General features: G+C 70.0%; 19 protein-coding genes and 1 riboswitch. Of the genes, 5 read left to right on the top strand and 14 right to left on the bottom strand.

Annotation, left to right across the window (positions count from 1 at the left end):
• Positions 1 to 4: 4 nt before the first annotated feature.
• The 9 genes from VME70_12915 to VME70_12955 form a co-directional block, all read right to left on the bottom strand.
• On the bottom strand, positions 5 to 1,351 hold the full coding sequence (locus VME70_12915) for an aspartate aminotransferase family protein (GenBank protein ID HTW21100.1): 1,347 nt from the start codon (positions 1,349 to 1,351) through the stop codon (positions 5 to 7).
• 26 nt (positions 1,352 to 1,377) lie between these two features.
• Entirely contained in the window at positions 1,378 to 2,988 is a 1,611-nt protein-coding gene (locus tag VME70_12920; GenBank protein HTW21101.1) for an NAD(P)/FAD-dependent oxidoreductase, read from the bottom strand.
• Positions 2,985 to 4,433 carry a DUF4147 domain-containing protein gene (locus VME70_12925; GenBank protein HTW21102.1) on the bottom strand — a complete coding sequence of 483 codons (1,449 nt, stop codon included), beginning with the start codon at positions 4,431 to 4,433 and terminating at the stop codon, positions 2,985 to 2,987. Before VME70_12925 ends, VME70_12920 begins: the two co-directional genes overlap by 4 nt.
• Complete coding sequence (eno, locus tag VME70_12930; GenBank protein ID HTW21103.1) at positions 4,430 to 5,728, bottom strand: phosphopyruvate hydratase; 1,299 nt, start codon at positions 5,726 to 5,728, stop codon at positions 4,430 to 4,432. Before eno ends, VME70_12925 begins: the two co-directional genes overlap by 4 nt.
• Before the next feature lie 124 nt (positions 5,729 to 5,852).
• Complete coding sequence (locus VME70_12935) at positions 5,853 to 7,226, bottom strand: transaminase (protein HTW21104.1); 1,374 nt, start codon at positions 7,224 to 7,226, stop codon at positions 5,853 to 5,855.
• Positions 7,227 to 7,308: 82 nt separating this feature from the next.
• Positions 7,309 to 8,490 (bottom strand): MFS transporter, encoded by a 1,182-nt coding sequence (locus VME70_12940; GenBank protein ID HTW21105.1) that lies wholly within the window; start codon positions 8,488 to 8,490, stop codon positions 7,309 to 7,311.
• Positions 8,487 to 9,035 (bottom strand): TetR family transcriptional regulator, encoded by a 549-nt coding sequence (locus VME70_12945; protein HTW21106.1) that lies wholly within the window; start codon positions 9,033 to 9,035, stop codon positions 8,487 to 8,489. Before VME70_12945 ends, VME70_12940 begins: the two co-directional genes overlap by 4 nt.
• Before the next feature lie 62 nt (positions 9,036 to 9,097).
• Positions 9,098 to 10,180 carry a diguanylate cyclase gene (locus VME70_12950; protein HTW21107.1) on the bottom strand — a complete coding sequence of 361 codons (1,083 nt, stop codon included), beginning with the start codon at positions 10,178 to 10,180 and terminating at the stop codon, positions 9,098 to 9,100.
• Positions 10,177 to 11,046 (bottom strand): ATP-binding protein, encoded by an 870-nt coding sequence (locus VME70_12955; GenBank protein HTW21108.1) that lies wholly within the window; start codon positions 11,044 to 11,046, stop codon positions 10,177 to 10,179. Before VME70_12955 ends, VME70_12950 begins: the two co-directional genes overlap by 4 nt.
• Before the next feature lie 165 nt (positions 11,047 to 11,211).
• Between VME70_12955 and VME70_12960 the strand changes: the two genes are divergently transcribed.
• A complete protein-coding gene (locus VME70_12960) occupies positions 11,212 to 11,922 on the top strand; it encodes an RDD family protein (protein HTW21109.1) in 711 nt (236 codons plus the stop codon).
• On the opposite strand, the gene VME70_12965 is transcribed toward VME70_12960, so the two are convergent.
• From VME70_12965 to VME70_12975, 3 genes are all read right to left on the bottom strand, one after another.
• Positions 11,847 to 12,329, bottom strand: a complete 483-nt coding sequence (locus VME70_12965; protein HTW21110.1) for a hypothetical protein — start codon at positions 12,327 to 12,329, stop codon at positions 11,847 to 11,849. The two genes, VME70_12960 and VME70_12965, sit on opposite strands and share 76 nt — an antisense overlap.
• 211 nt (positions 12,330 to 12,540) lie before the next feature.
• A complete protein-coding gene (locus VME70_12970; GenBank protein HTW21111.1) occupies positions 12,541 to 13,206 on the bottom strand; it encodes a response regulator transcription factor in 666 nt (221 codons plus the stop codon).
• Positions 13,199 to 13,918 (bottom strand): ATP-binding protein, encoded by a 720-nt coding sequence (locus tag VME70_12975; protein HTW21112.1) that lies wholly within the window; start codon positions 13,916 to 13,918, stop codon positions 13,199 to 13,201. The genes VME70_12970 and VME70_12975 overlap by 8 nt, the downstream gene beginning before the upstream one ends.
• Positions 13,919 to 14,168: 250 nt before the next feature.
• On the opposite strand from VME70_12975, the gene VME70_12980 reads away from it, so the two are divergent.
• From VME70_12980 to crcB, 3 genes are all read left to right on the top strand, one after another.
• Positions 14,169 to 14,642 carry a universal stress protein gene (locus VME70_12980; protein ID HTW21113.1) on the top strand — a complete coding sequence of 158 codons (474 nt, stop codon included), beginning with the start codon at positions 14,169 to 14,171 and terminating at the stop codon, positions 14,640 to 14,642.
• Between the two features lie 19 nt (positions 14,643 to 14,661).
• Positions 14,662 to 14,727, top strand: a riboswitch (Fluoride riboswitch).
• 14 nt (positions 14,728 to 14,741) lie between these two features.
• Positions 14,742 to 15,305, top strand: a complete 564-nt coding sequence (locus VME70_12985) for a CrcB family protein (GenBank protein HTW21114.1) — start codon at positions 14,742 to 14,744, stop codon at positions 15,303 to 15,305.
• Positions 15,302 to 15,670: a fluoride efflux transporter CrcB gene (crcB, locus tag VME70_12990; GenBank protein ID HTW21115.1), complete on the top strand. Its 369-nt coding sequence runs from the start codon at positions 15,302 to 15,304 to the stop codon at positions 15,668 to 15,670. The genes VME70_12985 and crcB overlap by 4 nt, the downstream gene beginning before the upstream one ends.
• Before the next feature lies 1 nt (position 15,671).
• Here the strand turns inward: crcB and VME70_12995 are convergent, their stop codons facing one another.
• The gene (locus tag VME70_12995; protein HTW21116.1) at positions 15,672 to 17,123 is read right to left on the bottom strand and encodes a DUF2079 domain-containing protein; all 1,452 of its coding nucleotides are present in this window, start codon (positions 17,121 to 17,123) and stop codon (positions 15,672 to 15,674) included.
• An 84-nt stretch (positions 17,124 to 17,207) separates the two neighbouring features.
• Entirely contained in the window at positions 17,208 to 18,308 is a 1,101-nt protein-coding gene (locus VME70_13000) for a sulfotransferase family 2 domain-containing protein (protein ID HTW21117.1), read from the bottom strand.
• Between the two features lie 154 nt (positions 18,309 to 18,462).
• Here VME70_13000 and VME70_13005 point away from each other — a divergent pair.
• Positions 18,463 to 18,642: hypothetical protein (locus VME70_13005; GenBank protein ID HTW21118.1), on the top strand; the 180-nt coding region annotated here is incomplete at its 3' end.

An 18,642-nucleotide genomic window follows, 5' to 3' on the forward strand; every position in this document is an offset into this window, starting at 1 on the left:
CTTCCTAGGTACCGTCCTCGGCTCTCGACTCGGCCGCCCGGATCGAATCGGCGACGATCCCGGCCGCCTGGTCGAGGACGTCGAGTGGGGTGATCAGCGAGGGCTGGATGTTCAGTGACGTCGTGCTGGAGTCCGCAACCAGCCCGCGGCTGAACATCTCGTGTGCCACCGCATCCTGAAGGTCCGCCGCCCGCTGCTTGCTCGCGTGATCCCTGACGAACTCGATGGCGGTCAGCGCGCCGACGCTGCGAACGTCCCCGATGGCATCAAAGCTGTCGCGAAGCCCGCCGAACACCTGTCGCGATCGTTCCTCGATCGCGCGCACGTGGTCGAGGACTCCGGGTGCGGTGATCTCCTCGAGCATCGCCAGCGCCGCTGCACAACTGGCCGGCAGCCATGCCCACGTGCTGCCCGTCGACAGGTCGTCGAACGCCCCGAGCGCGCGCTCCGAGCCGAGCACCGCGCCGATCGGCATGACGCCGCCGCCGAGCGCCTTTCCCATGCAGATCAGGTCCGGATCGACACCGAGCCGCTCGACCGCGAGGAAGGTGCCGGTGCGGCCACATCCGGTCTTGACCTCGTCCGCGCACAACAGCCAGTCGTGCTCGTCGCACAGCCGGGCGAGTGCGGGAAAGAAGCTCGGTGGTGGCAGCACGACGCCGCCCGACCCCAGCACCGGCTCGATGACCAGACCGGCCACGTCGCCGGGATCGACCGCATGGAACAGCAGGAAGTCGTTGAGGTAGTCGACGGTTGCGTCGCCGGTGCCGCCGGTGCGCGGCTCGCCGAACGGCGATCGGTACGAGTTCGGGTACGGCACGTGCAGGAAGCCGGGAACCAAGCCACGCGCGCCGCGACCGATCTCGGCTGCTTCGGCGCCGAGGGTGGCGGTCACGGACGTCTCGCCGTGGTAGCCGCCGAGGAACCCGATGATCACGGGCCGGCCGGTGGCGCGGCGCATCACTCGGACGGCGGTCTCGACCGCCTCGGTGCCGTTGAGCGCGAAGTCCACCCGCGTGCAGCGCGGCGGCGACAGCTCGATCAGCCGTTCGGCCAACGGCGCGACGTACTCGGTGGTGAAGACGTGGCTGTCCTCATTGCCGAATCGCGCGATCGCACGGCTCGCCGCCTCGACTAATCGCGGTGGAGCGGCGCCGAGTGGCACCGATGCGGAAGCGCTCGCCATGTCCAGCAGCAGGTTGCCGTCGACGTCCTCGATGACGAACCCCGACTTGCGCGTCATGACGATCGGCGCGAGGTGCTCGCCCGTGCCGCGGTAGAGCACGGAGCGCTCCCGAGCCCGAAGTGCGCGGCTGGCCGGCCCCGGCATCGGCGTGATGATGTCGGGCACGGGCCGACCTTGGAACTCGAACGGCGTCACGACCGCGACCTCCCGCGGCGGCGGCGCCGGTCGGAGAGGACGGCCGCGGCGCAGTTGCGTCCGTTCGCACCGGTGACGCCACCACCGGGGTGGGTGCCGGCACCGCAGAGGTAGAGACCGGCGACCGGAGTCCGGTAGTCGGAGTAGTGCAGGGCGGGCCGGAAGACGAACAGCTGGTCGAGCGTCATGTCGCCGTGCAGCGCATGACCGCCGGTGAGACCGAGTACGCGTTCCAGATCCAGCGGTGAGAGCACCTGCCGCTCGAGAACGGCACCGGGCAGGTTCGGGAGGAGCTGACCCAGCTCCTCGACCACGCGGTCGGCGACCGCATCCTTGATCGAGTCCCAGCTGCCGTCGGCGCGCCGATAGGGCTGGGAGTTCACGTCGATGGTGGCGATGTGCCGACGTTCCGGGGCCAGCGTCGGGTCGTGGACCGTGGGGAAGCAGATCTCGACGTGAGAGCCGGTCGCGGCGATCCCCCGTCGCGCATCGGCCTGCTGGACGTCGAGGACGTCAAGCGGCGGGCCGATCTCGAGGATCCCACGGTGGTAGGGCTGAACGTCGGACGAGCGGTCGTCCCGTACCCGCGGCAGCTCGGCCAGAGCGAGGTTGATCTTGATGCTCGTGCCCTCGCAACGGAAGTTCTGGATCGCACTGACGAACTCGTCCGGCAGGGCGACCTTGTCGCAGAGGGTCAGGAAGGTGTGCCGCGGATCAGCGTTGGACAACACGATCGGGGCGGTGATCTCCTCGCCGTCGTCGAGCACGACGCCGGTCACGCGGTCGCCTGCGACAGTGACCGACATGACCGTCGTACCGGTGCGGATCGAGGCGCCGGCCTCGACGGCGGCGTCGGCCATGGCGGCGGTGACCCGCCCCATCCCACCGTCGACGAAACCCCACTGCCGGATCCCGCCATCGGGGTCACCGGATGCGTGGTCGTGGAGCAGCACGATGCCGGTGCCGGAGCTGTACGGCCCGGCCAGGCTGTCGTTGATCGCATGCCAGCCCATTGCGGCCTTGACGATGGCGCTGTCGAACCACTCGTCCAGGTAGTCGCCTGCGGACGCCACCAGCAAGCGCAGGGTCTTTGCAAGCAGCTTTCGCTGCCGTGCACCCAAGCGGCCGAGCCGGGCGGCGGTAGACCAGTCGCGCAGATGACTCAGCGACGGGTCCGGCGCCGGAAGGTCCATCGTGGGCAGGAGCACCTGGGAGAGCGCACCGAGCTCGGACTCGAAGCGCCCGACCGCGTCCGCATCGTGCGCCGAGTGATGGGCGATGGCAGCGGTGGTTTCGCCCGGGTCGTCGCCGATGAGCAACGAGGTGCCGTCGGGCAACAGGTTGAGGGTCGGTCCGGCCGGGCTCACCGTGATGCCGCGCCGGCGCAACCCGAGGTCGCGCCACACCTCCGGTCGCAGCATCGCAAGCACGTAGGCACCCGTGCTGGCCCGGTACCCGGGGGCGAACTCTTCCGTGACGCACGCGCCGCCGACGAACGGCCGCCGCTCCAGCACGAGTGGCCGCAGCCCTGACCGCGCCAGGTAGTACGCCGCGACAAGGCCGTTGTGCCCGCCACCCACGATGACGACGTCTGCCCGCTCGGTCATGACGGTCCGGTCCCCGGCTCGGCGGTCGACGTCTCGATCGCCACCACGAGCAGGTCGGAGATGTTGGTCCCGGTCGGCCCCGTGACGACGAGGTCGCCCAGCCGCTCGAGGGTGGACTGGCAGTCGTGACGGATCAAGGCACTGTCGAGATCGACGCCCATTGCCCGTGCCGACGGCAGCGTGCTGCTGTCGACACACCCACCGGCCGCCTCGGTGCCACCGTCGGAACCATCGCTGTCGACGAACCCGGCAGCGGCACGCGCGCCCCCCGCGACCGCGCGCGCGAACGCCACCGCCACCTCCTGATTGGGACCGCCGGCGCCGATCGTGACACCTTCGCGCCGTTGGATTGACACGGTTGCCTCGCCACCGGCAGCGACCAGCACCGTCCCTGCGGCGAACGGGCGACCGTGCACGGAGGACTCCGAGGCAAGGGACCCGAGCAACGCTCCAAGGGCCCCCCCGTCGCCGGCGAGGGACGTGCCCAGGATTGCCGGAGTGCAGCCGAGCGCACGCACCCGCTCGGCCATCCGATCGACGACCGTCGCCCCGGTCACCAGCACCGTGGTCGTGATGTCCAGCCCGGCGAGCGAGGGCGATTCGGCCTCCGGCGTACTCAGGTGCGCGCGGATCGCCGGGTCGACCGCTTCCCACAGGCCGTAACGACGCAGTACGGCGACCGCGCCATCGCAGTCCGTGCTGTCGGGAACGACCACGTCGCACAGCAGGTCGACCGCATCACCGACGACGTCCGACAGCGTGAGGTTCACGATCGTCGCGCCGTTCGCGAGCGCCGCCAGCCGGCCGCCTTTGATCTGCGACACGTGCTTGCGCACGGTGTTGACCTCGGCGATCGACGCGCCGCTGTCCAGGAGCATCGCGTGCAGCGCCTGCTTCGCGACGAAGTCGACGCCATCGGGCGGCACGCAGGCGAGCGCGGACGAGCCACCGGTGAACGCCGTGATGAGCAGGTCACCCGGCCGGCACTGCCCGGCAGCGTCCACCAGCCGGCGTCCCGCGACCAGGCTGGCTTCGCTCGGCACCGGATGGTCCGCGTCGAGCACCTCGATCCGGTCGAGCCCACCGGGCTGCCCACGCCGGCGGACGACCAGCCCCCGGTCGATCCGGTCGCCGAGCTTGCGTTCGAGGCCGGCCGCGATCGAGAGGCTCGCCTTGCCGGCTCCGAGCACGACGACCGCGCCGTAGTCGTCGAGATCGAACGACCGCCCACCGACGCGAAGGCTCGATCCACTGACCGTGACGGCCTCGTCCACTGCCGCAACAGGATCCGCCGCTCGTAAGCCGGTCGCCAGGACATCGAGGACGACGCCGCGCAACCCGGCGAGGCCGTGGTCGAGCAGGGTCGCGGCGTTCGCCACCGGCGCGAGGTCAGCCGGGCGCGCCGCAACCGCGTTCGGCTGAGCCTGCGCGGCTTCGACCGTCACGCGCCGCGGCTCACGCTGGTCGACGGGAACTGCGGTCCGGGGTAGCGCGCGGCGACGCCGAGCTCCTCCTCGATCTGGAGCAGCCGGTTGTACTTCGACGTCCGCTCGCCGCGCACCGGTGCACCGGTCTTGATCTGGCCGGCGTTCAATGCAACGACGAGGTCCGCAATGATCGGGTCCTCGGTCTCGCCGGAGCGCTCGGACACGCAGACGGCGTACCCGTGGCCGGTCGCGATCGCGGCGGCGTCCATCGCCTCGGACAAGGTCCCGATCTGGTTGACCTTCCACAGCAGCGCATTCGCGGCGCCCTCGGCAATCCCGCGCAGCAGCCGGGCGGAGTTGGTGACGAACAGGTCGTCGCCCACGATCTGGATCCCGCCCTGCGCGGTCAAGGCGGCGAAGCTCTCGAAGTCGTCCTCGGCGAACGGGTCTTCGATGGTCACGATGCCGAAGTCCTGGATCAGCTCGAGATAGAGCGCGAGCAGCTCGGCCGCGGGCATCGCCTTGCCCGCCAACCGGTAGACGTTGTCGTCGGCGTCGTAGAAATGGGTGGCCGCGCAGTCCAGCCCGTAGGCGAACCGGCCGGTGTGGCCGGCCTTGTCGACCCCGGCGTGAAGCAGCTCCAACGCCTCCCGCGGATCGGAGATCTGCGGGACGTAGCCGCCTTCGTCACCGAGGGCCAGCGCGCTGCGGCCGTACTTCGCCTCGAGCACGTCGGCGAGCGCAAGGTTGACCTCGGAGCTCTCGGCGAGAGCGGCGCCGAACGTCGGGGCGCCGATCGGTACGACGATGAACTCCTGGAACTGCAGCTGGCCGGCCGCGTGCCGGCCGCCGTTGATGAGGTTGACCAGCGGGACGGGGAGCAGGTGGCCGTCCGCGTTCAGGTAGCGGTAGAGCGGCAACCCGGCTGACGCCGCGGACGCCCGGGCCGCTGCGAGGGAGACCCCGAGCAACGCGTTCGCGCCGAGGGCGGACTTGTCGGGCGTGCCGTCGAGCTCGACCAGCCGACGGTCCAGCGCGCGCTGGGAGTCCGCCGCCCAGCCGGCCACCCCCGGTCCAAGGACGTCAACCACGTTGGCGACCGCCTGCCGCACGCCGTACCCGCCGTAGCGGCTGCCGCCGTCGCGTAGCTCGCGGGCCTCGTAGGCCCCGGTCGAGCGCCCGGACGGCACGTCCGCCCGACCGAGCGAGCCGTCGGCGAGAACCACGTCGACCTGCACGGTGGGCAGCCCGCGGCAGTCGAGCACCTCCCGGGCCGCCACGGTGCGGATGGTGCGGTCACCGGCGTTCGGCACGGAGGCTCCTTCGCGGGGCGCGGTCGGCGATGGGCCGGCCTTCCGGCTCGGCTCGCGCCACCGTATTGTCGGCTGTGAGGATTGTCAACAACCTGCAATACGCCCGTCGACGCAGCCGGCGGAGCTAGCCGAGCAGGTCGCCCACGATCTCGGCAAAGGCCTCGGTGTGCCGGTCGATCTGCTCCGCGGTCGTCGCCGGCGACATCAACGCCATGTTGTGGAATGGCGTCAGCACCACGCCGCGGTTCAGCATCGCGAGGTGGATCAGGCCGTCGAGATCGGCGTCGCCGGCTGCGGCGGCCTCGGCACCGTTACGCGGCATCGCCGGACTGAACAGGTACTCGGCACGGCAGCCGAGCCGGGTCACGTGCCACGGCGCCTGACGCGCCTCGATCACCGACTCGATGCCGTCACAGAGCCGGACCGCGAGTGCCTCCATCCGTTCGAACGCGTCGCCGGTCAGGACCTCAGACAGGGTCGCGCGGGTCGCCGCGAGCGAGAGCGCGTTTCCGGCCAGCGTTCCGCCGATCCCCCCGACGTCGGCCTCCTGCCAGAAGGTCTGCTCGACGATCTTGGCGGCGACCGCCTCACTCACGCCGTACGCCGCGACCGGCACTCCCCCGCCGATCGTCTTGCCGATGGTGAGCAGGTCGGGCTCGAGGGCGTGCCGCGCGGTGTAGCCGCCCGGTCCGGCACAGATCGTGTGGGTCTCGTCGATCACCAACAACGTGCCGGTCTGCTTGGTGATCCGCCGCAGTTCGGCGTGGTAGTCGGGATCGGGCAGCACGATCCCGATGTTGGTCAGCGCGGGCTCGACGAGCACGCACGCAACCTGCTCGTCAGCGAGCGCCTTCTCCAGTGCAGGGATGTCGTTGATCTCGACCACACGGGTCGACTGGCGCACGTCGAGCGACGGGCCGACGCTGCCCTCTCGGGGCACAACCGCCCCCGACTCGTCGAGCGTTGCGACGGTCTCGTCGACCGAGCCGTGGTAGCACCAGTTGTGGACGACGACTTTCGAACGCCCCGTGATGTGTCGCGCGAGTCGCAGGACGAACCGGTTCGCGTCGGATGCCGTGAGGCAGAACTGCCAGTACGGCATCCCGAACCGGCGGGCCATCTCCTCGCCGACCCACCGGGCGTCCTCGGTGGGCAGCATGAAGGTGGCGCCCTTGCTCATCTGCTCGCTGACCGCGGCGACCACGGGCGCCGGCCCGTGGCCCGCCATCGCGCCGGTGTCGCCCAGGCAGAGATCGACGTACGTGTGCCCATCGATGTCCTCGAGCTCGGCGCCGTGCGCGCCGGATACGACGATCGGGGTCGGGCTCGCCCAACGGGTCATCCAGTTCATCGGTACGCCGTAGAGCAGCGAGCCCGCGGCGGCCCGGCGGAACTCCACCGACCGGGGATGGTTCGCGACGAAGCGCTCTCGTTCCCGGGTCAGCAGCTCCTGAACCCGTTCGGGTTCGACGCCGGTTGATGCGGAGGACGTCCCCATGCTCGCTGCCCTTCTCGCGACGAGCGCAGTCGCCGCTGTTCAGCTCGGATCCACCGAGGAGTGGGCGCGATCGTAACCGGCGTCAGACCACGACGCTCACTTTGCGGTCGGCGACAACGGTTTCTTGCTGCGGCACACCGTGTCGCCAGATCAGTGGCAGGCAGCCGATCAACACTGCAGCCGATGCTGCGGCACCGACGAACGGAACCCACGGCGCGATCCCGAACAACGCGCCGGCCGCCGCCGCAGAGACGGCCATCGCCGCGGTCTGGGTCGCGTTCGACAATCCTTGTGCGCGGCCCAGCGCAGCAGCCGGAACGCTCTGTGCGAGCAGCGACTGCGCCGCCGGATAGGCGACCGCGACGCCGATCGACTCGATCGAGCCGAGCCCGATCAACAGCGGAAGCGTGTGAAGGAACGGGTAGAGCGCGGCGAAGAACACCGACGACGTCAGGGCGGCGATCGTGAGCACGATCCGGTTCAGGTGATCCGTCATCCAGCCCGCGACCGGCGAGAACGCGGCGAACGGCGCAGCGAACAACGTCCAGGACAAGCCGACCTCCCACGCGTGCGCGCCGCGCAGGTCGAGGAGCAACGTCCAGCAGGTCTCGTAGACGCCGGTGATCAGACCGCCGACGACGCCGGTCACGACGACGCCGAGCAGCAACCGGCTCACCACCAGGCGGGTGTGGGTCGCATCGCGCATCGCAGCGACCTTCGGCAGGCTGGTGACCACCCACAGGCTGGCGACCGTCGAGGTTGCCGCCGTGGCGACGAACAGCCAAGCCATCCCCGAGATGCCGGCGAGGCTGCCGGCCAGCGGGCCGATCGCCATGCCGCCGAGCTGGCCGGCGAACAGCCAGGAGAACGCGCGGCCGCGGCGGTCGATGGGTACGACGGCACCGACCAGCGCGAAGGAGGCGACCTGCACGGCGCCGGCACCGGCGCCTTGCGCGCCACGCAGCACGATGTAGCCGATCGCGTCCGGATGCAGGAGAAACCCGAGGCTTCCGACCGCGTAGCTCAGCAGGCCGCCGATCAGCACCGGCCGCTGTCCGATCCGGTCACCGAGGCGGCCGAGCGGGTACTGCACGAGCAGCCCGGCGAAGAAGTACGCCGACATGACCAGGCCGACCCCACCGGTGGACGTGCCCTGGTGACGAAGGTAGGCGGGCAGCAGCGGAAGGATCGCGCTGGCGCCGAGCCATTCGACGAACGCCGTGCCGGTGAGCACGAGAATGAAACGACGAGCCGACCTGGTCATCGCGCCAGCTCCTCGACGAAGGCCGCCACCTTGGTGCGCAGCGGCTCGTCCAACGGTGCGAAGCCGAACAGCTCCACCAGCCAGAGTCCATCGGACACCAGCCGGGCGACCGTGGCGGCCACCGGGTCGATGCCGTCGTCGAGGAACTGCGCCTGGGAGCGGTCGAAGGACTCGCGCATCGGCTTCAGCAGCTGCGGCTCACAGGCCATCGCGGCGAGCACTGCGGCGCCGGCTCGCTCGCGGCGAATCTCCTCGGGGGTGCTGGCCCGCCGCACGCTGGCACGGATGTAAGCACGGGTGTACCGGCCGGCCGGCGGACCGTCGTCGGCTCCTGCCTCGGTGTCGAGCTCGGCATCGAACCCGGCCACCATCCGCTCGACCATCGCGGAGACGAGCGAGTCCCGGGTGTGGAAGTGGTAGAGGACGCCGCCCTTGCTCAGCCCGGCCTCGGCCGCGGCCGCCTCCAGGGTCAACCGGGCCACGCCGTCGCGGATCACGATGCTCTCCGCGGCGTCGAGGATCCGATCCCTGGTGCCGGTGGCCATGGCCTTAGTATACCGTCCGGACGGTACACTAAGCAAAGCAAATAGCGTGCTTTGTCCGGGTTTCAGCCCCCCATCGCCGAGGGCTCGCGGGGCTCGCTCTCGACCGGCCCGACGTAGCCGCGGTCGAGCGAGAGCGGCCGACCGGCCGACAGGTCACCGGCCTGCGAGCCGGTGAATGCGGCGTACTCGACCCGGTTGCGGCCGAGTCGCTTGGCGTCGTACAACGCGTCGTCCGCCGCTTTGAGGACCTGGCTCGCCGACCACCCGTCGCGCGCATCCAGGATCGCGACGCCGGCGCTGAGCGTCACCATCCCCTCCGGGCTGGCGGGATGCGGGATTCCCAACGCCTGAACCCCTGCGCGGAGGCGCTCGACTGCGGTGACGCCCGAGTCGACACCCTGCTCGGCAAACACGCACAGGAACTCCTCGCCGCCGTAGCGGTAGACCGAGTCCCCGGTGCGCAGCAGCCCGATCAGGCGCGCAGCGACTGCCTGCAGCACCTCGTCACCCGCCTGATGCCCGAACGCGTCGTTGTAGCTCTTGAAGTAGTCGACGTCGGTGACGGCCATGCAGTAGCGATGTGCGTAGCGCCGCACCCTGGCCTCGAGCATCTCCAGGTCCTCGCTCAACGCGCGCCGGTTGCGCAACCCGGTCAGCGGGTCTCGGCGGGCAATCGTCGCGAGCTCGACGTTCAACCGTTCCAGCCGGCTCGCCGACTCCTCGGCAGTGCGCGCCTTGGCACTCAGCTCGGCGGCGTTCGCGTACAGGCCCGCGAACACTGACACCTTGGCCTGCAGCTCCTGTGCGACAACGGGTGCGTGGATGAAGTCGACGGCACCCTGGGCGAAGAAGTCGGTGCGCGCAAGGTCGCTGTCGGCGAACGCCGTGATGAAGATGATCGGGGTGAGCGCGGAACGACTCTGGCGCCGGATCGCCGCGGCGGTCTCGAGGCCGTCCATCACCGGCATGAGTACGTCGAGAAGGATCACCGCGAAGTCCTGCGCGGCGACGCACTGCAGCGCTGCTGCGCCCGAAGCCGCTTCCACCACCGAGTAACCCAGCGGCGCCACGACCGCGCGCAGGGCCAGCCGTTTGGCCGGATCGTCGTCGACCACCAGCACGGGGATCCGTTGCGGGCTGCTCACTGGTGGATCACCGACTCAGCGACCGGTCGCAAGGCGCCCCTGATCCGAACGGTGACCGCCAGATCGTCCTCGCCGTCGCCGGCATGGTCACGCGGCGGGATCAGCGGTACGTCGTTGACCGGGCGGTCGAGCGGAAGGTACAGCGTGAACGTGCTGCCTTCGCCGGGTCGGCTGCTCACGGTGATCCGCCCGCCCAGGAGCTCGGCGAGCTCGCGGCTGATGGCAAGGCCGAGACCGGCGCCGCCCGAGCGGCGGGTGCGACCGTGGTGCGCCTGCGCGAAGCTCTCGAAGATCCGCTCGTGATCTTCCGGCGCGATCCCGATGCCGGTGTCGATGACCGAGACGGCAAGCGCGGGCCGATCGACGGCGATCCAATCGGTCGCCGCGTCCCGCGGAGCATCGGTGATCGCGAAGCAGACCCGGACGTCACCTTGCGGCGTGAACTTGATCGCGTTGCCGAGCAGGTTCGTGAGGATCTGCCGCAGCCGTTGGTGGTCGGTGACGATGAGGTCGGGGACGTCGGGAGCCACCTCGACGAGCAGCTCGAGCAGCTGCCCGCGGGCGAGGTAGGCGAACTCCCGGCACAACGCACTTCGAAGCTCGGCGATGTCGACCTCGGTGAACTCCGCCGTCAGAGCCCCGGCCTCGGATCGTGCGAGGTCGAGCAGGCTGTCGACCACGCCCATCAGGTCCTTGCCGCACGCGTGGATGACCCGCGAGTACTCGACCTGCTGTTCGGTCATGGTGTCGCCGTCGTTTGCGGCCAGCTGCTCGGCGAGCAGGAGCATGACGCTCAACGGCGTGCGCAGCTCGTGCGCCATGATCGCCGTGAGCGCGGTTCGGTCCCTGTGGCTGAGCGTGGACATCCGGCGTCCGATCTAGCGGAATACGGCTAGAGCGACGGTCCGGGCTCTGGTGCGGCTCCTGGAACCCGACGGTACTCCGATCCCCGCGCCGCGGTGGCCGAACCGGGGACCTGACTCCGAGTCCGGACGATCAACCGCGGCCCGAGTTCGGTCGATGCTCTGACCATGGCCGAACCGAGCCGGTACGTCGTCGCGCCGATCGGCCGACGCGTCGCCGCCTGGTCGATCGACGTCGCTCTCGGCGCCCTGCTCGCGACCGGGTTCGTGCTGGCCGTCGGCGGGGAGCGTGACCTTCGGGAGATCGCGCACCTGGTCGCACTGAAATCGGCGAACAGGCAGACCGGTCACGCCCTCGCCAGCGCCGCCAACCTCAGCTCCCCGGACCCCGAGGCCCTCAAGCCGATCCTCGGCTTGCTCGGCTGCTTCGCGCTGATCGCGATCTCGTCGGTGGCCTACCGCGTCGTGACGAACGCGCTCTGGGGAGCCGGCGTGGGCAAGCTGTTGCTGCGGTTGCGCGTGGTCGTCGACGACAACGAAGCCGGGCAGTTCCAGCCACCGGGTTGGGCGCGGTCCTGGCGGCGGTGGCTCGTCCCGCAGCTACCCGGACTCATTCCGCTGCCCGCAACCGGCCTGCTCGCCTACCTGCCCGCGTTCAAAGACGGTCGCCGGCGTGGGCTGCACGACCGCGCGGCCGGAACGATCGTGGTCGACCTGCAGCCCGCGCGACCGAGCGCTGAGCCGGAACCGGCTGTGACCCGGGAAGTCATCGGCGACTACTACGTATCGCCGTCGCCGGCGAGCTACGCGGCGCAGACGACGGACGACCCCGACTCCGCTGCCTCCGCGTCGCCGGCCGCCGTGACCATCCGCAGGTAGAGCAAGACGCTCACCCAGGTCCCGGTCCACGCGCCGCCATCGGGGGCCGGCACGGCGGCCTGGTTCAGCCGGCGGGCCATCGACCGGATGGTGCCACCGCCCTGGTGCCAGCACCACAACCGCTCGATGTGCCAGCCCTCGACCGGCCGCCAGTCGCGGACCATGCGCAACAGTGCCAGCCGCCGGAACGCCAGCAGCGGGTCGGCGTCATCGTCAGCGTCGGCCGCAGGCCGAAGGGCGGGTTCGGCGAGCAGTGCCTCGACCTGCCGGCCGTGCCACCGGCCGCCGTTCGGATCGGCCCACACCGAGTGGTTGAGCGCGGACGCAATCGTCTGCGGCGAGGCGCCGGTCGCGCGGAGGCCGTCGACGAACCAACCGAACGCGGGATCGCTCGGCAACGGCACCATGCACGGCTCCTTGCGGCGGATCGACCGCTCGCGCGGCCGGAAGAGTTCGCAGCGCGGATCCCACGGTTCACTAGCCGCCCGATCCGGCAGCCTCGAAGAACCCGCGCACCTTTTCAACGGCATCGGCGGCGGCCCGCAACAGAAGCCTTCACACCGTCTTGCGGGGTGCGAATGCGCTAGGCCATCCGGGTGACACCCGACGGTCGAGCGGTCACCGTCCAGCCGGGTATTCGACGAGTCCCTCGCGAACCGCCTTCGACACCGCTTCGAGCTTCGAGTGCGCGCCGAGCTTCGCGAGTATCGACTGCGTGTAGTTGCGGACCGTGTTGACGCTCAGGAACAACTGGGCGGCGATGTCCTTGTTCGACCAGCCGCGGGCCATGCAGTCGATGACCTCTCGCTCGCGTGCGGTCAACTCGGTGTTCACCCCCGCCGGGCGCCGCGCGAGCTTGGGCAGCAGGCGGGCGAGCATCGCCGGGGTGATCAACGCCTCGCCGGCCGCCGCCGACCGTACCGCGTCGGCCACTTCGGCCGCGGCCCGATCCTTGGTGAGAAAGCCGGAACACCCGGCCTCGATGGCGGCCAGCAGCACCCTGTCGTCTGCGGATCCGGTCAGCATCACCACCATCGCGTGCGGCGCGCGTTGCTTGATCTCCTCGGTGATCTCCACCCCGTCGTGGTCGGGCATCCGGTAGTCGACCAGCACCACGTCGGGACGCAGGCGGTCGAACATCTCGAGAGCCGCCGCGCCGGATGCCGCCAACCCGACGACCTTGAGGCCATCTTCGTCGTCGAGCAGGCGGGCGAGGCTCTCGGCGAACATCACGTGGTCATCGACGACCAGGACGTTGATGACCTCCGATGGAGTGTCAGCCATCGACGGCTCGCTTCTCGAACTCGACGGAGGGGACCGACAGCCGCACCGTCGTACCGACGCCGGGCGCCGAGTCGATGTCCAGCCGGCCATCGTTGCGTTCGAGCAGGCAGGCGACGACCGTGAGACCGAGCCCGCGCCCCGGCGCCGCAGGTTTGGTGGTCGCGAACGGCTCGGTCGCGCGGTCCCGGATCGACTCGGGCATCCCCACTCCGTGATCGGTGATGCGCACCGTCGCATGAGCGTCCGGCGACGGCGCGGGTTCGATGGCCACGTCGATGACTCCCCCGGCCGGCATCGCCTCGACCGCGTTGAGTGCCACCTCGGCAAGAATCTCGACGAGGTGCTGATGGTCGAACCAGGCGCGGACGGGACCGGCACCGGGCGCGATCCTGACGACGACTCCGGCACTGCGACCTACGCCGTCGAGAGCGGTCCGCACGACCTCGTCCAGATCGATCATGGCGGGCTGCGCGACGCCGTTGCCGGCGACGCGCACGAGTCGGCGGACGAGGTCGGTGGCCTGCCGGGCGGCCGCGTGAATGGCCTCCACGTCGTGCCGCACGGCGGCGTCCTCGACCCGGCGGTCGAGGAGCACGGCGAGGTTCGCGATCGCGCCGAGCGCGTTCGTCAGGTCGTGCGCGACCCCGCTCACGAGACGCGCGAGCGAGTCCTCGCTCAGACCGGCGTGGCAGTGCTGTTCGGCCAGCGCCATGTCGGTCACTTCCCTCGCAGCGTTGCCCGCGGCACGAGTGTGCACCCCGGATCGATGCGCTGCGGTCAGGACCCGGCGAGCGGTCGCGTGGTCCCGGCGACGGCAGGTCCGATCGTATTCCGCCGTTCCACCGGCGGCGCGCGAAGCAGACATTTGACCGCAGATCGTCGCGTGCCCGGTACGACGCTGTCGGTCTCTTCCTGATCGGTCATCGTCGGCGTACTCTCAGCCGCGGGCGGAGGGAGCGTGCGTGCAACCTTTGTCGGCGAGCGACCTGGAACCACCGCATATCGACGGTCCCCGCCGCCTGCTGGTCGGGTACGACCGGCACCCTGCCAGCCACCGCGCGCTCGTGGTCGCGGCGGCGCTCGCCACCGCGCTCGACGCGACACTCGTCATCCTGCACGTCGTGGATCTCGAGGACTACCCGGTCGACCCCGACTCGGAGGAATGGGAGACCGCCGCGAAGCGCACCATCGACCAGGAACGGCAAGAGGCCGCACAGCTGCTCGCGTCGAGCCGCGTGCAGTGGGCGTTCGAGACTGCGCGGGACGAACCCGTGCACGCCCTCGCCCGCGCGGCCCACGACCACGACGCACTGTTCATCGTGGTCGGCGCGAGCGGTCGTGGACTCGCCCAGCGGCTGCTGCACGGTTCGGTGCCGCAGGCGCTGCTGCGCAAGCAGCGCAAACCCGTGCTCGTCGTACCGTCGCCCGCCGACTGACCGTTCGGTACCATGGGGGACGCGTGATGGCGGTGGGACCCGCCAACAACCGTCGCAACCCGCGGCCAATGGTTCCTACCTCTTCGGTAGGAGGCTGCGTTGGATCGGCACGCACGAGTGCTGCGCCGTTTCGCTGGGCTGGCAACAATCGGCTCAGGCAGCGGCATCGATCCCGACCTGGGCGTCGATGACCAACCCGCTCGACCGCTGATCGGCGCGACCGGGGTCCGGACGGCATCGGGCGACTCACGATGGCCGAGGATCCGATCGGACGTGGTCGCGGTCATCGCCCTCGGTGGCGTCGCCGGCGGCCTCGCGCGCTACGGACTCGGGCGCGCCTGGCCCGCATCCCCCAACGCCTTTCCCTGGACGACCCTGCTGACCAACACCACGGGAGCGTTCGTGCTCGCGGTCGTGCTCGTCCTGGCGCTGGAACGCCGGCCTGACAGCAGGTACCTGCGACCTGCACTGGGCACCGGCTTCTGCGGGTCCTATACGACGTTCTCCAGCGTCGCGGTGTCGACCGATCTGCTCGGTGCGCACGGCCATCCTGCGACCGCGGCGCTCTACGTACTCGGCAGCCTGTTGGCCGGCCTTGCAGCAACGGTGTGCGGAGTAGTCATCGCGCGCTCGCTAGCGACGTCTGCCCGAGCGACGCCATGACGGTCACGATCCTGGTCGGGGTAGCCGCGGGTGCCGGCGCGGTCTTCCGCTACCTGCTCGACCGCCTGATCCAGCACCAACATGCCTCCACGTTTCCATTCGGAACGCTCACGATCAACGTCCTGGGCTCGTTCGTCCTCGGCCTGACCACGGGACTGGCCACCCATCACGGCTTGTCGGCGCGCACCGCCGACGTGATCGGCATCGGTATCTGCGGTGGGTTCACCACGTGGTCGACCTACTGCTGGGAGACGATCGCGCTGGCCGAGAGCAACGAGCTGGCGCAGTCCGTGGTCAACGTTGCGGCCAGCCTGACGGCCGGCCTGCTGGCTGCGGCTGCGGGACTGGGACTCGCACTGCTGTAGGTCAGCGCGCGACCTGCAGCACGGCGTAGCTTCCCTGCCGGTACACCAGCCGGTACGTCGTACCTGGATGCAACGAGTCCGCGAAGACGACCGGAGAGTCGGCGGCCGAACCTTCGATCGACGTGTCGATCGCTACATACTCGGGGATCGTCGAGCCGGTGTCTCCGATCGTGAACACCGTGTGATGCGGCACAAGGAGCGTCAGCAGGCCGACATCCGACTCGACGCTTGTGCCACGCGGTACGGCGGCCACCGCCGCGGTTGCCGAGGCCGGGAGTCGCTGGTAGCTGGACGGGCGGACGAGGTCACGGAGCGGGAACTGAACGCAGAGCACGAGCGACACCGCAAGCGCGAGCGCAGGAAGGCGTTGCACGACGCTGCGAACGGTCGGTGAGTCGCTCGAACGCAGCCGGACCAGGCCATCGACCATCGCAGCGAACACGATCGGCATGAGCACTGCGCTGTAGTGCCACGAGGTGCCCCAATACCTCGAATCAGCCGACTCGAACCGCCACACCAGGGTGGGAAGCCCGACGAGAAGCAGCGGCGACCGCAACGCGGCGAACCCCGTGATCGCAACGAGCAGCAGCACCGTGTGCAGCTTCGTCGCGGGCGACACGAGGCGCGTCACGAGCGTGACCGGGTTCGCTGCCGCGGAAGTGTGCACCATTCCCCAATAGGTATAGGTGTGGTGCGGATTGAAGGCAGGGATCACGAGCCCGATGATCACGGCGGTGGCGACCGCGCCACCGACGAGCGTGAGCAGACCGAGCTTTCGCTCGCCACGAAACACGAGGTAGACGCCGATCGCTGCGACGGTGAGCCCGAGGTCCTCCTTCACCAACACCAGCGGAGCGGACCACAGCACCGCCGCCCGCCAGCGACGTTCGACGAGTGCAGCACAGGCGAACGCCAGCAGCGGGACGGCGAAGGCGACCTCGTGAAAATCCGCCGCGACCGCAGACTGGATGCCCCACGCGAGCGCGTAGCAGACCCCGACGAGAACACCCGTACGCCGGCCGAGATGGCGCATGGCGAGCCGCGTGATGGGAACGATCGCGACGGCGAACAACGCCGCCTGTGCGACCTGAAGCGTCAGTGGGCTCGGGAACACCCGGTAGGCCGGCGCCAGGACGGCGAGAACCGGGCTGAAGTGGTCACCCAAGGCGTCCAGATGCGGCCCGCGAATGTCAGCGACCGGTGCGTGCAGGTGGGCGTAGCCCTGCACGATCTGGGTGAAGATCGCGAGATCCCACGACGGTTCGGCGATCCGCAGGTACTGAGCGATCGAGTAGGCGGCGTAGGCGGCGAAGGCCACCGCCGCGATCGCGTACGGCGCCCACCAGAGCGGCTCGCGTCCCGATCGACGGCCGCCGGCATCCGGGCACAGGTCGACCGCGGCCGGTCGTCCCAGGACGGCCCGGGCCGGCCGCTGCAACGACGCTGGGCGCACGTGGTTGTATCGGCAGGCCGCCCGAACGGGTGAAATTCCGTGCCCGGCCAGCCGGACAGCCCGCGTGCGCGGCTACCGCCGGAGCTAGCGGCTGCGGCCGCCCGACCGGATCCACCGCAGCGGTGCGGTGAGTCGCCACGAGACCGAACCAGTGACTCGTTCGTAGCGCCGCCGCGCGCGCTCCAGCTCGTCACGCGCGCTCGCCTGGCGCTGCTCGGCCGACGCGAGCTGCTTCGCCAGCCGCTCACTCTTCTTCTCCGCCGCCCGCACCTCTCGGCGAAAGCTGTCGACCACGGCGTACAGCCGTTGATGCCGCCCGATCAGCTCGCGAAGGTGCGGGAAGTGCGGCTCCACCTGCTTGGCCCAAGCGTCGAAGTCCGGGTCGGGGTCCACCTCGACCGGCTGGTAGCCGAGCTCGGTGAAGTCTCGCGTGTAGATGCGGTTGACCGTCGCTGCCGAGGCAGCGTCGTAGACCAGCCGGTCATAGGGCAGTGGGTTGACGTTCGCGCGCCCGAAGTGCAGGACCGGGCCGCCCTGCCCGGCGACGTGGGCCTGCAGCAGCGCGTGCGTCTCACGCACCGTCTCGAAGCGACCGATGTGGTTCAGCGGCAACAGATCGATGGCATCGGTCTGGGGTGCCCAGTGGGCGTCGCGCATCTTGGTATCGGTGTAGTAGCCGTCCGCCATCGCCTGGATGAACCGGTGGAAGTCGGCCAGTACGTCAGCGGTGTTCTCGGGCAGCCGCGGAAACCAGGGGCGGTCACGGTGAAAGCCGTAATAGAGGGGTTCCTGAAGCAGGATCTTCGACTGCCAGGCCGACCACAGCCGCTTCGCCGGATCGCGTACGACGGTGAACCGCAACCACTCCGGATCGGCGAGGATCTCCTCGCGCCGATCCGGGTCGACGTCGCGAAACAGGAAGCCGTGGGCCGCCCAGATCTTCATGTCGTGCACGGCCATCACCGGCGAGATCTCGGGCTTGGTCGAACGCGCGAAGTCGTCGGCCGACATCCCGACGAGCGGCGTCAGCGCCCAGAGCATCGCCGTCCAGGCGACCTTCGGGATCGGCATGAACACGATCTTGTAGTCGGGAACAATGATGGTCCGGCCGTCGACGTGGGCGCGCGCGACCTTCAGCATCGGGTCCTCGGCCCCCGGAATCACCGTGTCACCCTCCGCGGACACCGGCCGCCTCGTCAGCTCGCGGCCATGATCACATATCACGCTCGACGTTAGCGGCGTACCCGCCTCCGTCACGCGAATGCACGCGTCCGGCCCCGGGCTACGGTCCCGGCGAGGCTCGACGTAACCGAATCTCCGGGCACGGGAGAATCGGCTCGTGGGTCGAGTCCCGGCTCGGCGCGGGTGGCGCGCCGGCAGCGAGAGCGAGATTCCCCTTCCCGGCCGAGCCCGCGTCCGGCAGCCGGCTCCGCTCCTGGCCTATCGCGTGCCCTCCGGCCGCGGCGCGACCGAGCAGCCGAACGCCACGGGCGACGAAGGTGTCGAGCTCAGCGCGCGC

The organism is Mycobacteriales bacterium, from assembly GCA_035504215.1.
Taxonomy (GTDB): Bacteria; Actinomycetota; Actinomycetes; order JAFAQI01; family JAFAQI01; genus DATAUK01.

What these genes read in the sequence shown, in the direction of transcription:
- VME70_12920 (HTW21101.1), bottom strand. Translation starts at nt 2,988, where the DNA reads ATGACCGAGCGGGCAGACGTCGTCATCGTGGGTGGCGGGCACAACGGC.
- VME70_12935 (HTW21104.1), bottom strand. Translation starts at nt 7,226, where the DNA reads ATGGGGACGTCCTCCGCATCAACCGGCGTCGAACCCGAACGGGTTCAG.
- VME70_12940 (HTW21105.1), bottom strand. Translation starts at nt 8,490, where the DNA reads ATGACCAGGTCGGCTCGTCGTTTCATTCTCGTGCTCACCGGCACGGCG.
- VME70_12945 (HTW21106.1), bottom strand. Translation starts at nt 9,035, where the DNA reads ATGGCCACCGGCACCAGGGATCGGATCCTCGACGCCGCGGAGAGCATC.
- VME70_12955 (HTW21108.1), bottom strand. Translation starts at nt 11,046, where the DNA reads ATGTCCACGCTCAGCCACAGGGACCGAACCGCGCTCACGGCGATCATG.
- VME70_12960 (HTW21109.1), top strand. Translation starts at nt 11,212, where the DNA reads ATGGCCGAACCGAGCCGGTACGTCGTCGCGCCGATCGGCCGACGCGTC.
- VME70_12965 (HTW21110.1), bottom strand. Translation starts at nt 12,329, where the DNA reads ATGGTGCCGTTGCCGAGCGATCCCGCGTTCGGTTGGTTCGTCGACGGC.
- VME70_12970 (HTW21111.1), bottom strand. Translation starts at nt 13,206, where the DNA reads ATGGCTGACACTCCATCGGAGGTCATCAACGTCCTGGTCGTCGATGAC.
- VME70_12975 (HTW21112.1), bottom strand. Translation starts at nt 13,918, where the DNA reads ATGGCGCTGGCCGAACAGCACTGCCACGCCGGTCTGAGCGAGGACTCG.
- crcB (HTW21115.1), top strand. Translation starts at nt 15,302, where the DNA reads ATGACGGTCACGATCCTGGTCGGGGTAGCCGCGGGTGCCGGCGCGGTC.